The 13120-nt window shown below is 50.0% G+C and carries 14 protein-coding genes; 7 read left to right on the top strand and 7 right to left on the bottom strand.

Annotation, left to right across the window (positions count from 1 at the left end):
- Position 1 precedes the first annotated feature (1 nt).
- Genes smpB through H6G00_RS17645 form a run of 3 tightly spaced genes read right to left on the bottom strand, consistent with a single transcriptional unit; the run spans position 2 to position 1399 of the window.
- Positions 2-469, bottom strand: coding sequence for an SsrA-binding protein SmpB (gene smpB, locus H6G00_RS17635; protein ID WP_190641358.1), 468 nt, complete (start codon positions 467-469; stop codon positions 2-4).
- Between the two features lie 24 nt (positions 470-493).
- Complete coding sequence (locus H6G00_RS17640) at positions 494-760, bottom strand: YciI family protein (protein WP_190687735.1); 267 nt, start codon at positions 758-760, stop codon at positions 494-496.
- A 45-nt stretch (positions 761-805) separates the two neighbouring features.
- Positions 806-1399, bottom strand: coding sequence for an HD domain-containing protein (locus tag H6G00_RS17645; RefSeq protein WP_190797753.1), 594 nt, complete (start codon positions 1397-1399; stop codon positions 806-808).
- Positions 1400-1457: 58 nt separating this feature from the next.
- Between H6G00_RS17645 and H6G00_RS17650 the strand changes: the two genes are divergently transcribed.
- A complete protein-coding gene (locus H6G00_RS17650) occupies positions 1458-1880 on the top strand; it encodes an FAD-binding domain-containing protein (RefSeq protein ID WP_242042324.1) in 423 nt (140 codons plus the stop codon).
- Between the two features lie 27 nt (positions 1881-1907).
- Complete coding sequence (locus H6G00_RS35490; protein ID WP_242042325.1) at positions 1908-2087, top strand: hypothetical protein; 180 nt, start codon at positions 1908-1910, stop codon at positions 2085-2087.
- A gap of 6 nt (positions 2088-2093) precedes the next feature.
- Here H6G00_RS35490 and H6G00_RS17655 read toward each other — a convergent pair whose 3' ends face one another.
- The 3 genes from H6G00_RS17655 to rimO form a co-directional block, all read right to left on the bottom strand.
- Positions 2094-2882: an exonuclease domain-containing protein gene (locus H6G00_RS17655; RefSeq protein ID WP_190797754.1), complete on the bottom strand. Its 789-nt coding sequence runs from the start codon at positions 2880-2882 to the stop codon at positions 2094-2096.
- Between the two features lie 139 nt (positions 2883-3021).
- A complete protein-coding gene (locus H6G00_RS17660; RefSeq protein WP_190687724.1) occupies positions 3022-4482 on the bottom strand; it encodes a DEAD/DEAH box helicase in 1461 nt (486 codons plus the stop codon).
- A 9-nt stretch (positions 4483-4491) separates the two neighbouring features.
- Positions 4492-5859, bottom strand: coding sequence for a 30S ribosomal protein S12 methylthiotransferase RimO (gene rimO, locus H6G00_RS17665; RefSeq protein WP_190797755.1), 1368 nt, complete (start codon positions 5857-5859; stop codon positions 4492-4494).
- A 472-nt stretch (positions 5860-6331) separates the two neighbouring features.
- Between rimO and btpA the strand changes: the two genes are divergently transcribed.
- Positions 6332-7189, top strand: coding sequence for a photosystem I biogenesis protein BtpA (btpA, locus tag H6G00_RS17670; protein ID WP_190797756.1), 858 nt, complete (start codon positions 6332-6334; stop codon positions 7187-7189).
- Positions 7190-7314: 125 nt separating this feature from the next.
- A complete protein-coding gene (locus H6G00_RS17675; RefSeq protein ID WP_190797757.1) occupies positions 7315-8247 on the top strand; it encodes a vitamin K epoxide reductase family protein in 933 nt (310 codons plus the stop codon).
- Positions 8248-8315: 68 nt separating this feature from the next.
- Here the strand turns inward: H6G00_RS17675 and H6G00_RS17680 are convergent, their stop codons facing one another.
- The gene (locus tag H6G00_RS17680) at positions 8316-10139 is read right to left on the bottom strand and encodes an ABC transporter ATP-binding protein (protein WP_190797758.1); all 1824 of its coding nucleotides are present in this window, start codon (positions 10137-10139) and stop codon (positions 8316-8318) included.
- 174 nt (positions 10140-10313) lie between these two features.
- Here H6G00_RS17680 and rpsB point away from each other — a divergent pair, with 174 nt between their 5' ends.
- The 3 genes from rpsB (at position 10314) to H6G00_RS17695 (ending at position 13107) form a co-directional block, all read left to right on the top strand.
- On the top strand, positions 10314-11105 hold the full coding sequence (gene rpsB, locus H6G00_RS17685) for a 30S ribosomal protein S2 (RefSeq protein WP_190641368.1): 792 nt from the start codon (positions 10314-10316) through the stop codon (positions 11103-11105).
- A gap of 104 nt (positions 11106-11209) precedes the next feature.
- Complete coding sequence (gene tsf, locus H6G00_RS17690) at positions 11210-11869, top strand: translation elongation factor Ts (RefSeq protein ID WP_190641369.1); 660 nt, start codon at positions 11210-11212, stop codon at positions 11867-11869.
- A gap of 131 nt (positions 11870-12000) precedes the next feature.
- Entirely contained in the window at positions 12001-13107 is a 1107-nt protein-coding gene (locus tag H6G00_RS17695) for a primosomal protein (RefSeq protein ID WP_190797759.1), read from the top strand.
- Positions 13108-13120: the final 13 nt, after the last annotated feature.

Consider the following 13120-nt stretch of genomic DNA (forward strand, 5'->3'; position numbering starts at 1 on the left):
CCTAATAATTCTTCACTGCCCGATCGATTTCGCGCTTCTCCTGCTTGCGTTTCAGGTCTTCGCGCTTGTCGTGCAGCTTCTTACCTCTGCCCAAGGCGATCGTTACCTTCAGCCAGCCCCGTTTGAGGTAAACCTTCAGCGGCACTAGAGTCAAGCCCTTTTGCTCAACCTGCCCAATCAGCTTACGAATCTCCTGCCCGTGCAGCAGCAGCTTCCGAGTGCGCCGTGGATCATGATTGAATATCTGACTGGCACTTTCGTGCGGTGAAATATGCACGTTGTATAGCCATGCTTCACCATTACGAATCAACGCATAGCCATCTCGCAGGTTAATTTTGCCCTGCCGAATCGACTTAACTTCAGTTCCCCTTAGCTCAATCCCTGCTTCGTAAGTCTCTAAAATCTCATAGAGAAAACGGGCCTGGCGATTATCGCTAACAATTTTGTAACCGTCACTACTATCACTCATTACGCACGCTGTGGAGAGATAAATTTACTCAACTACAATGCGCCACTCGTGTAATTCATAAGCGACGCAACCATTTTGGACTAAGGGATCTTGAGCAACGATCGCCTTCGCCTGTTCTAGTGAATCTGCCTTAAATAAAAGCATTCCACCGCCAAACTCCGCCCAATAACCTGTCCGTGCTTCATGTCCTTTGGCAATCAGGTCTTTGACGTAAGATTTGTGAGCGGGAACAGAGCAATCAAAAGTGGATTTGTCTACGATACCCTTTTCAATTTTGACAAACCAAGGCATAAGATGGCTTTTTTCTACCGAAATCCAGGATAACCTGAACGGGACTCAGGCGGGGGAGAGATAGCCTGCTGCAACGCAGTCGTCCAACAACTTCTGCACAAATGGCCATAGCTCAGGTGCACCTGTTTCAATGGGGCTGACCCGCTGCTCAACCTGATCGCGATGAATGTTGTGGATTTGCCAGGTGCCCCCTCTCGTTTGCTGATTATGCAATACAGGCTGCAAGCGATCTAGAGCGGCTGCAAATTTCGCTGTAGCGGTTTCTTGCGCCTCAAATTCTTGCCAAATTTTCTTCAACTCAACGCCTTGTTCTGGTGGTAATAGCCCAAACAGCCGAGTTGCCGCCCGTATTTCTCGTTCTGCCTTAGTTTCGTTTCCCTGTAAGTCGTAGCAAAACGTATCTCCTGCATCGATTTCGACCAGATCGTGGATCAGCAGCATCTTGATTGCAGAGAGCAGGTCAACCCCAGCAGGTGCATACTCAATTAGCAAAACTGCCATCAGTGCCAGATGCCAGGAATGTTCTGCACTATTTTCTCGGCGCGATTCATCAACCAACAAAGTTTGGCGCAAGATTCCCTTAAGTTTGTCAATTTCGATGATGAACTGGATCTGTTGAGCAAGTCGATCGGTTTGCACGTTAAGCCTTTGGAATTCAACGCCATTAGAATATCAGAGTCGGTGGAGGGAGTTGGGAATGGGCGATCGCTTGCTGGGAATGGACTGGCGGTTTGGCGCACTGCACTTTATGTGTCATCTGATTGACGGCGATTGTCCGATTGACCCCTATCAATGGGCAATGCAAGCGGGTGTAACGCACTGCGTCGATAAAACCTGGACAAGAATTTATAACCCAGAGCAAGGTGTCGTTGATCGCTGTGATCCCGAGGGTGCATTTATCAAACAATGGGTGCCAGAACTGGCAAAGTTACCCGCTGCCGCGCTAGGTTCCCCTGCGGGGATCAAGGGTTATCCTGCTCCTATCCTGAAGTACAAAGCGGCTCGTCAGCGACGAGTACAGCAGCTTCAGCAGCAGCGCCAGATTTTTATGAACCAGGAAAACGTGATCCCCCATCTGGCTCGACTGCCTAAATCAGTGATCCCGTTTGGGGCTGAGTGATTTAACAGTGAGATCGGCTGGGCAAAGTTGTCGGATATTGATATGTTTCCGTTGCCGCTCAACTTGGATGCGTTGGATATGGAAGGGGCGATCGCTCTTCGTACCTGGTTTGTGGCGCACGTGGAGATCAAGCCCCACCAATCTAAGAGGCGATCGAAGAAATCAAAAACATCAGATGGTGTAACTCAGCTCAGTCTGTTGCCTTGAAGTGGCTTACAGCATTGACAACTGACTATCTCCCTGCTGATCGTAAAAAAACTGCTCCACCTCGCCTCGCTGATACATCGTTGTCACGTCTCTGCCGCGCCCTACTTTACGAGAATGAATCCCAGCTGCTTCAAGTCGAGATTGAGCCGTTTTTGAGGAGCAGCCCAACAGTTTAGCGACGTACTTCAGAGGAATTCTCTGCTTAGCAAAACGAGCTAACAGCAACTCATCTGGCTCATTTACAATTTCGGTGAGCAACCGTTCTGCCAGCAGCCAGCAGGCAAGGGTATCTGCCTCAGCCCGATGAGATTTGCCGACCTTAAACTGAAAATATCTCACCAGATTAGGCAAGCTGCGCGACGGCAAATCGGGCAGCATCAGGCGCGAAAGCTGCACGGTACAAAGCTGCTGGTCTTCAGGACGGATAAAAGCTTTTCCCATTCGGGCAAACTCTGCCCGCAAAAACGGATAGTCAAATTCCAGGTTATGCGCCGTCAGGACTCCTTCACTCAAAAGAGGAAGGTAGGATGGCAACACATCGGCTGCTACAGGAGCCTGATTGACCATTTCTTGGGTGATCCCCGTGAACTGAACGATTTTTTCAGGGATCGGAGTTTCAGGATTGATTAAATCAGTTTGTTGGTGCAAAACTCCTTCTACCAGAGTTGCTTGCAGAACCGATATTTCAGTAATTCGATTTGCGGTGGCAATGCTTCCTGTCGTTTCTACATCAACTACTGTCAGCGTTTGCTGGCTGACCTGACGATAGTAGCTAAGCAGTTCCTTTGAAAGCACCTGATCCCCATCTCCTTATTGTTGGAAGTTACTCAGTCCAGTGAGCAATGCCTAGACTCAACGTTTGTCACTTCTTACAAATAATGGGTAATGGATCACAACAACCCATTACCCATTACTAGTTAGCCATTATTCAATCTTACTTCTGAGGAGAAGCAGAGGTGTGCTGCGATCGCTTAATCGGTTTCGATTTAACGGGCTGCTCTCTGTCCCTATCTCTATCTCTATCTCTGTCCCTGTCTCTAGAACCGCGTCTTGGCTCGTCGCTCATTGCATCTTCAGAGAAGCCTTGATCAACACGCATCCAAGCAGGGCGAGTCTGATCATAGGCCATCTGCAAAGCAGCAGCAGCGATTGTGTGGGGATCATACTCCTCACTCAGCTTTGCCACGATTGGCAAGAAGGATGCCATCCGTTCACCCGAAAGTGCTTCGCGGACTTGAGTCTGCAATTTCTCCAGGTGTTGTGCTTCAATCTGAGCGCGAGTGGGGATCGTACCAAGCTCAAGGCGCTGGCGAATGTGCCGCTCGATGTCTTTTAGCTTGCGCTTATCAAGGGGTTGAACGATCGAGATCGCAGTTCCCTCTTTACCAGCACGTCCAGTCCGACCGATGCGGTGAACATAGTTCTCGACGCTATCAGGCAGGTCATAGTTGACAACGTGAGTCAGGTCCTCGACGTGCAAGCCCCGGGCAGCAATGTCCGTTGCGACTACCCAGCGCACCTGACGCTGACGGAAGCGCAGCAATAGACGCTCTCGCTGAGATTGGCTGAGGTCGCCGTGATATTCATCAACACTATGACCAGCAGCCTGTAGCTGACGGGTCAATTCAGCCGCCGCGCGACGGGTGCGAACGAAAATCAGCGCTGATTCGGGATCTTCCAATTCCAAAATGGGCTGCAAAGCTCTAGCTTTTGTCCAGCCGCGTGGCACCATGTAAGCGATCTGGTTGATGCGAGTGGGGGCAGCTTTGGGTTGCTCAACGGTAACCGTAACGGGCGATCGCAAAAACTTGGTCGCTAATTCCCGAATCGAAGGCTCCATGGTGGCTGAGAAAAACGCAGTCTGCCGCTCTCCAGGAGCCTGACTGAGGATCTTCTCAACGTCCTGAATAAAGCCCATATTGAGCATTTCATCGGCTTCGTCTAGAACGAGCCAATTCAACTGGTTGAGCTTCAGGTCGCCTCGGCTGAGCAGGTCAAGTACTCGTCCAGGTGTACCGACGATGATTTGAACACCGCGATGAAGCCGTTGAATCTGGCGATCGATCGCTTGTCCACCATAGACAGCCATGATGTGAAGTCTACGGTCTTCCGAGAAACTGCGAATGGATTGGCAAACTTGAACTGCCAATTCACGAGTCGGGGTCAGAATCAGAGCCTGAGTTGCAGAATTGCTAACGTCAATCTGCTCTAGTAGTGGTAGGGAGAAGGCGGCAGTTTTGCCTGTGCCTGTCTGTGCCTGACCTACTACATCTCGACCTGAAAGAAGGTGGGGGATCGCTTGTGCCTGAATAGTAGTTGGGGCTGTGAAACCCAGCTTTTCGAGAAGACGCACACGCGCCTCAGACAGACCTAAGCTATTGAAGGAAAGGGTCATCGAGTCTCCTTAGAATGTACTTGTAGAGACACGGCTGAGCGCGCCTCTCAATTGCGTTTTGGTGTCAGCGACGTAACCGTAAAGGTCGTAGATATCAGCAGCGGTAACCGCTACTGGCACGATTGATCCCAACCGCGCTTCTCCCTGAACGTAAACCAATCCATCTACCTCTGGGGCAAATCGGGCAGACCGGCCAATGAGTTCTCCGGTTTGCGGATTTTCTTGTTCAATCAAGACATCAACAACTTTGTCAACCTCAGCCTGATTCCGTTGAAGAGAAATCGGCTGCTGAATTTGCATCAGCGCATCTCGCCTTGCCTCCATTACGGTTTGGGGCAGTTGGTTAGGCAGAGAGTGTGCAGGCGTACCTTCTTCGGGAGAGAAGGTAAACACGCCAACATGGTCAAACTGATGCCGTTTAACGAACTGCATCAAATGTTCAAAATGCAGTTCAGTTTCGCCAGGGAAGCCCACAATGAAGGTCGTTCGTAAAACAGCTTGGGGCAATGCTGCTTTGATCCGTTCAATGATGACATCATTTACCTGTCCTTGCCAGGGGCGGTTCATTGCCCGCAGCACTTCTGGGTGAGAGTGCTGAAGCGGCAAGTCTAGATACGGAAGAACGTTGGGCGTTTCCTGGATTGCTTCAATGACTTTGGGGGTTAATCCGGTCGGATAGGCATAGTGCATCCGAATCCAGGGAACATCGACCTCGCCCAAAGCTCGCAATAACTCAGCAAGCTTGGGTTCGCCATAGAGGTCTAAACCGTAGTTGGTGGTAATTTGAGAAATCAGAATAATCTCCTGCACCCCTTCTGCGGCAAGCTGTTTGGCTTCTGCGACGATGGACTCAATGGAGCGCGATCGCTGCTTCCCCCTCAAGTGGGGAATGATGCAAAACGCACATCGATAGTCACACCCTTCCGCTACACGCAGATAAGCAACTCCTTCGGTCGTTGTGCGATAGCGAGGAGTTGTTTCATCAGCAATGTAAACTGGCTCTGCAGAAACCTCTTTGACGCGCTCTCCGGCTTCAGCCCGTTGGAGCACCTCAACAATTTTGTGATAGTCTCCAGTCCCAACAACTGCAACAGCCTCAGGCAATTCATCTAACAGCTCTTGCTGAAAGTGCTGTGCCATGCAGCCTGTGATCACAATCTTTTTGTCTGCTTCTGCTAATTCTACCAGGGTGCGGACAGACTCTTCTCGTGCTGCCTGGATGAAGCTACAGGTGTTGACGATGACGAAATCCGCCAGTTCCTCATTGCTGTCTACCTCATAGCCTGCACCGACTAGCAGTCCCAGCATATGTTCGGTGTCTATTCTGTTTTTTTCGCAGCCCAAGTGGGAGACGGCGACGACTGGCTTGTTGCCCATGCAGTTAACGTTCAGTGATTAGGGGTAAATAAGAGTTTCAGGTGCGAGTATGTGGCGATCGCTCAATCTATAAACCAGCCCCTACATCGGGATATCTACATTTCTCAGTGTTAAACGTTCAAGCTTAAACGCTCTTTGAAACACTCAGTGCTAAACAGATATCACTAAATCGCAATCGCATCTATCGAGGCTGCTGTTGCCATCTTAACGCAGATTGCACAACATAACTACACAAATCTCAAATTACTCAACCTTATTGTCTAACTCTGGGTGGGTGCAGTGCTTTAAGTCTATTGTCGTTTGGACATGACATTCTGAAAGAGTCGCAAATTTAGCAGCTTGCCGATTGAGGATGGACTATTTGCACGGGTGCATTCGCTGTTAGAGTAGGTTGTAAGCGCAAACGACCAAAGATCGTTCGTGCATCTTTTTTACCAACTGTTCAATAGCACTGAGTCCGAATTCTAGAAACGTGGACTTAAATCAGATTTTCAAGACCGCAAATCCTGTTATTGGTGTTGTTCACCTTTTGCCCCTACCCACTTCTCCTCGGTGGGGCGGGAGTCTCAAAGCCGTTATCGACCGAGCTGAGCAAGAAGCGACTGCACTTGCTTCGGGTGGGGTAGATGGCATCATCGTAGAAAACTTTTTTGATGCGCCATTTGCCAAGGATTGTGTTGATCCCGCAGTTGTGAGCGCCATGAGCTTGGTGGTGCAACGGCTGATGCACATGGTAACGCTGCCAATCGGGATTAATGTACTGCGAAATGATGCTCGAAGCGCACTGGCGATCGCCACTTGCGTCAATGCTCAATTTATCCGCGTCAACGTCCTGACCGGTGTTATGGCAACCGACCAGGGATTGATCGAGGGGCAAGCTCACCAACTGTTACGCTATCGACGTGAGTTGGGCAGTGATGTAAAAATTTTGGCAGACGTGCTGGTCAAACATGCCCGTCCGCTAGGTTCCCCCAACCTGACGACGGCTGTGCAGGAGACGATCGAGCGGGGGTTGGCAGATGGCGTGATTCTATCGGGCTGGGCAACAGGTAGCCCACCTAGCCTGGAAGATCTGGAGCTAGCCAGCGCTGCCGCCAATGGAACTCCTGTATTCGTAGGCAGTGGGGCAACTTGGGAAAATATTCCACGACTAATTCAGGCGGCTAATGGTGTAATTGTCTCCAGTTCGCTCAAACGTCGTGGCAAGATCGAGCAGCCGATTGACCCGATTCGCGTCAGCCAGTTTGTTGAAGCGATGCGGCGCAGCGTTTCAGAGAAGGCTCAGTCTCAGCCAATTTCGTCGGTTGCAGTTCCGTCTTATTTGGAATAGGGTTATGCAGCCTTGGAGAGAATTGGTATTACGTACTGAGGCAGTTTGAGCCAGAATAGATCAGTCAGACTGGTTCAAATGTGGTCTTTAAGACAACCTTGACGCAAGTTTTAGAGTGAAACCTTATGAGTCGTACAAGCCGCCGACGTGAAGCCCCCTGGATTCAGCGCAATGCTCGGTACCTGATTGCGGCGATCGCCTCAGTGGGTGCGTTGGGAACAGCTTACCTTACTGCCCTCAAGCTGTTAGGCGATCCTGCTTCCTGTGCTGCTGGATGTGGTCAGGTGCTGTCCAGCCCTTACGCAACTGTTTTTGGACTACCCCTAACCTTGTTTGGCTGCCTGGCATACACCAGCATGGGCATAATGGCGCTGGCTCCGCTCGCCATTAGTCCCGATAGAAATCGTGAACTTCGCCAAAACCTAGAGAACTGGACGTGGCAATTGCTGTTTGTGGGAGCGGCTGCCATGACGGTATTCAGTGCTTACCTGATGTATCTGTTAGCAGCCGAAATTCAGGCAGTTTGTCCATACTGCATTACCTCTGCTGTCCTTAGTGTTAGCTTGCTGGCACTGACGCTGTTGGGACGTTCCTGGGATGATGTGGGACAAGTTATGTTCACTGGAGTTCTGGTCAGTATGGTGACTCTGGTTGGAACGCTGGGAATTTACTCCGGTATTAACAACCCGGTGACCGCAGAAACCTCGTCAGTTCCTGGCGAACCCGGAGACCCAATTACTACTACTTCTGGTCAATCTGAAATTGCTCTAGCTCAACATCTTACCAATATTGGAGCCAAGATGTATGGAGCCTGGTGGTGCCCTCACTGCAACGACCAAAAGCAACTGTTTGGGAAAGAGGCCGCCGCAGAGATTACTTATATAGAATGCGATCCGGGCGGTCAAAATCCGCAGACTGCTCTTTGTCAAGCTAATTCTGATAATGTGGCAGGCTATCCTACCTGGGAAATCAATGGGGAGTACTACGGTGGTACCCAAACCCTGGAACAGTTAGCTGATGCATCTGGCTACCAAGGTTCACGAGATTTCAGAAACTAGTCGTTAAGCAGTTGGAAATTTTGCGTAGAGGGGCAAACAGTCGTTTGCCCCTCTGTGCTTTCTGCCCATTATCCTTCTTGATAACTCGATGCCTGTAGGCTAAACATTTGCTCATAGAGTCCGCCCTGTTCCATCAGCTCATCGTGACTGCCCATTTCGACAATTCGACCATGTTCCAGGACAACGATGCGATCGGCCATGCGAACGGTAGAGAAACGGTGGCTGACTAGAAAGGTCATTTTGCCCTGGGTGAGTTGGCGAAATCGCTGGAATAAGTCGTATTCGGCGATCGCATCCAAAGCCGCTGTCGGTTCATCCAAGATCAAAATCTGTGCCGGGGTCATAAATGCCCGCGCCAATCCCACCTTTTGCCACTGACCACCTGAGAGATCGGTGCCATTCGGAAAGATTTTGCCCAGCATGGTCTGGTAGCCATAATCCAGCTTGTCAATAATCTCGGCGGCTCCAGCATCTTTAGCGGCTTGCTGAATGCGCGGTTGGTTGGTGTGTTCGCGCAAATCGCCAAAACCGATGTTGTCCTGCACACTCAGGTCGTAGCGGGCAAAGTCTTGAAAGATCACGCCGATGTTGCGCCGCAGGTCAGTCAAGTCAAATCTGGGAAGTGGAATGCCATCCACAGTGATTTCGCCAGAATCCAGATCATAGAATCGGGTTAAAAGCTTAAGCAGCGTGGTTTTACCTGCGCCATTGATCCCGACCAGGGCAATGCTTTCTCCAGGACTGACGGTTAAATTCAGGTTGCGTAATGTTGGTTCTGTTGCCCCTGGATAGGTGAAGGTAACGTTTCGTAATTGCAGCCCCTTCCGCATTGGGTTAGGAAAAGCGAGAGAATTTGGCGGGCTAACAACTTCGGGCTTGAGGTTGAGAAATTCAAAGAACTGCGACACGTAGAGGTTGTATTCGTAGGTCAGCGCCACATTTTCTAAAATGCCCTGAAGCAGAGTTTGCGCTTGCTGAAACGCCCCAGAGTACATGGTCAGATCGCCGACTGTAATCACTCCTCGCACCGTTTGAACAATCACCCAGGCGTAGGCTGCGTAAAAGCCCAGACTGGCGATCGCTCCAATTCCAAAGCGCACCGAGTTTTGCTTAGCTGCCAGTGCCCTCGACTCTTCATTAAAGCCAGCCCGAATCGTTTGCCACTGGTCAAGCAAATGTTGGCTCAGGTTAAACAGTCGTACTTCCTTCACATATTTCTGGTTGAGCAGCACCGTTTGCAGGTAGTCTGCTAACCGCCCGCTCTGGGTTTGGTGACGCAACATCCAAAATCGCCGTCCCGAAAAACTGATCCCCACCCAAAAGGCAGGCACCGAAGTGAGCAACAGCAGCAGCATAATTACTGGGCTAAAACTCAGCAGCAAGGTTAGCAGTCCGGCAAAGCTAACGACCTGCCCAATCAAGGAGTTCAGCGTTCCTAAAACGCGGACGGGGTAAGTGCTGCCGCTCTGCTGGGCACGACTGAGCGTGTCATAAAAATCGGGCAGTTCATAGTGTGCCAGGTCAAGCCGCACCGCTTGCTGGAGCAACACATGATTAGCGTGAAGCGTAAACTCGTCATTTAAGATGCGAGACACATACTCTTTTGATTTGCTCAAACCCCCTTGCAGGCAGGCTAACCCTAAGCCCAGACCCACCAAGGTAATAAGCGGCATCCAGTCGATGTCAGGTTTTCCCAGGCTACTGATTACCCGATCGACAATTAGCTTGCTGACGTAGAGTTGTGCGACTGGAATCAGGGCACCCAGTATAGTAATGGCTAAATTGAGCAACAGCCAGCGAGGAGCAGCATCCCAAACCAGGCGAACCAGGCGGGGCGTGTTGGCTACCATTTCCCAGAAACGAGTCTGGGGATCACGTCTAGAATCAGGCATTTAGGAAAGGGGGCGATCGCACTCATCTTTTCCAGCATAGACTTTCAGCCCGTTGGACTTTGTGTGCTACCCTAGAGAAGTTGTCTAAATTCGCACATCTGGGTTTTCGGGTGTTTCTGACTTTCAGAAATGCTCCCGGATGGAGGAATAACCCGAAAGGAGTTCGGAAAATTTATGCCAGTCGTTTCTTTGGCTCAACTTTTGGAGTCTGGAGTTCACTTTGGGCACCAGACTCGCCGTTGGAATCCCAAGATGTCGCCCTTCATCTACACGGCTCGAAATGGGGTTCACATCATTGACTTGGTGCAAACTGCCCAGTTGATGGAATCGGCTTACACCTATATGCGCACTGCCTCTGAGCAAGGCAAAAAAGTCTTATTTGTTGGAACCAAGCGCCAAGCAGCCGGGATCGTTGCTCAAGAAGCAGCCCGTTGTGGTTCCTACTATGTCAATCAGCGTTGGTTGGGCGGAATGCTAACCAACTGGGCGACGATTAAAACTCGCGTTGATCGGCTTAAGGAACTGGAGCGTCGGCAGGAGACCGGGGCGCTTGATCTTCTACCTAAAAAAGAAGCATCTGTTCTGCGCCGAGAGCTTGAGAAGCTGCAAAAGTATCTTGGCGGCATCAAGGCGATGCGGAAAGTCCCTGATATCGTACTGATTGTTGACCAAAAGCGGGAATACAACGCTGTCCAGGAATGTGAAAAACTGGGAATTCCCATTGTTTCGCTGTTAGACACTAACTGCGATCCTGATGTTGTAGATATTCCGATTCCTGCTAACGATGATGCGATCCGGTCGATTAAGCTAATAGTGGGTCGATTAGCCGACGCAATCTATGAAGGTCGTCACGGTCAACTAGAAGCCGAAGAAGACTTTGAGGATTACGAAGGTGCCGAGGGAGACTACGAATACGACGAAAGTGACTTCCCCGACGAAGAGGAAGAAGAGGAATCGCAAGATTAGTTCATGTAAGTTTTGAGTGATGAGTTTCGGGTTTTGATTTCATGCACTACTCGGAACTCAAAATTCAAAACTCAAAATTTTTAAAGTAGAGGGATCTAAGCACAATGGCGGAGATATCTGCAAAACTCGTCAAGGAACTGCGCGAAAAGACGGGCGCAGGCATGATGGACTGCAAAAAAGCCCTCCAAGAGACCGAGGGTGATATGACCAAAGCAGCGGAATGGCTCCGACAAAAGGGCATTACCTCCGCTGAGAAGAAAGCTGGAAAGGTTGCTGCAGAAGGACTGGTTGGCAGCTATATCCACACGGGCGGACGAGTCGGCGTTTTGGTAGAAGTAAACTGCCAGACCGACTTTGTAGCTCGGAACCAGGCTTTCAAAGAGCTAGTACAAAACATCGCAATGCAGATTGCCGCAACTCCTAACGTTGAATACGTCAAGGTGAGCGATATCCCGGCTGAAATTGCGGAAAAAGAAAAGGCGATTGAGATGGGCAGAGATGACCTATCTAATAAGCCAGCTAACATTCGCGAAAAGATTGTTCAGGGGCGGATTGAGAAGCGCCTGAAAGAGCTATCTCTGCTGGACCAGCCCTACATTAAAGATCAGAGCATCACGGTAGAAGAGCTAGTTAAGCAAAACGTAGCTCAACTGGGTGAAAACATTCAGGTACGCCGGTTTTCTCGTTTTGTGTTGGGTGAAGGGATTGAGAAGGAAGAAAGCGATTTTGCGGCTGAAGTTGCTGCCCAAACGGGTACTGCTTAACAGCTAGCTACGTTAGGTCAAGGGATTTGAGTTTGCATCCCAATCGTGAGTTGTAAAAAAGGCAGGTCTAGCGATGCTGATGACCTGTCTTTTTTGTAGTTTTTCTAGAAATGGTTTGAGAGCTTAGGGCTATGGCGGGAGCAGTTGAACGAATTGAGCAAGATATTGCTGCTTTGGATGAGAGGGTGAGGGCGATCGCCCAAGAATTTCACGACACCTACCATCAATATCTCACCAAATTAGGGCAGTCTGTGCGCCAGCAGCTAATTCTGGCTAGCTACCACATTTGCACTAAGGGCTATCCTGAGCGCTTTTTGAAACTGTCCTTTAGCCAGCGGCAAAATCTCCAGCAGTCGCTGCAAAAGCTAGTTCAGCAAGCCCAAGTTCAACTAATTGAGCTAATTGAAGCTGCCTATCTGGAAGTCGCTTCTGCGGATGAGGATGAAGATGAGATAGATGAAGATGAGGTCGAGTCTGATGAAGTGGATTCTGGTGAAGTGAATGATGCTACGGAACCCGATGAAACGGAAGCAACGGACACACCTGACAGTGCTCAAGCTTCGGTTTCAGAATTCCAAACTCCAGAATTTCAAATTTTAGAATTCCAAACTTCAGAATCTCAGCCTTTAGAACCTCAACCTTCAGGGTTTGAGTCGTTAGAACTGCCTTTTGAGCAGGCTTCAGCGGAACAGTCCGAATTTCAAGCTCATGTACCGCCTGAGGTAACGTCTGCTTCTGAAGAGGAATCACCGATTGCTGAAGAGCAGAAACCGATTGCAACGATTGATGTTTTGGATAGCCCGGAGGCAGTTGCCTACTGGGAAGAGCGGATCGAAGAGGGTATCGTGGAAATGCTACAAACCCTTTCTCACGCCGCAAATCGCCTGCTTCAAAAAGCCTCCATTCTGCCTGACAAATTGCCTGAGCCTGTTCTGGAAGTGACTGCCAAGTCAGGACTGGCGACAGAAGCCGTCTCCGGACCGCCAAACTTACTGAATCTGCTGGTAGAGACAGACGACGATGACGAGGAAGAATCTGCCGTCACTCACATTATTGCGATTCAACTAAGGTTATCAGAGATTGAATTTAGCGATGCAACCCTTTCGACTTGGCGCAGCAAAATTCGTAGCCTTTTGGCTCGCCTGGTTCAGTTGGGGCGACAATATCAGAAAAAGCAGCGAGAACGGGCGATCGCCGAAGCAGAAGATGCCTGGAGATCAAGCTGGTTTGAGGAATAATTGCATTTGAGGA

Source organism: Leptolyngbya sp. FACHB-541 (assembly GCF_014695875.1).
GTDB lineage: Bacteria > Cyanobacteriota > Cyanobacteriia > Elainellales > Elainellaceae > JAAUTN01.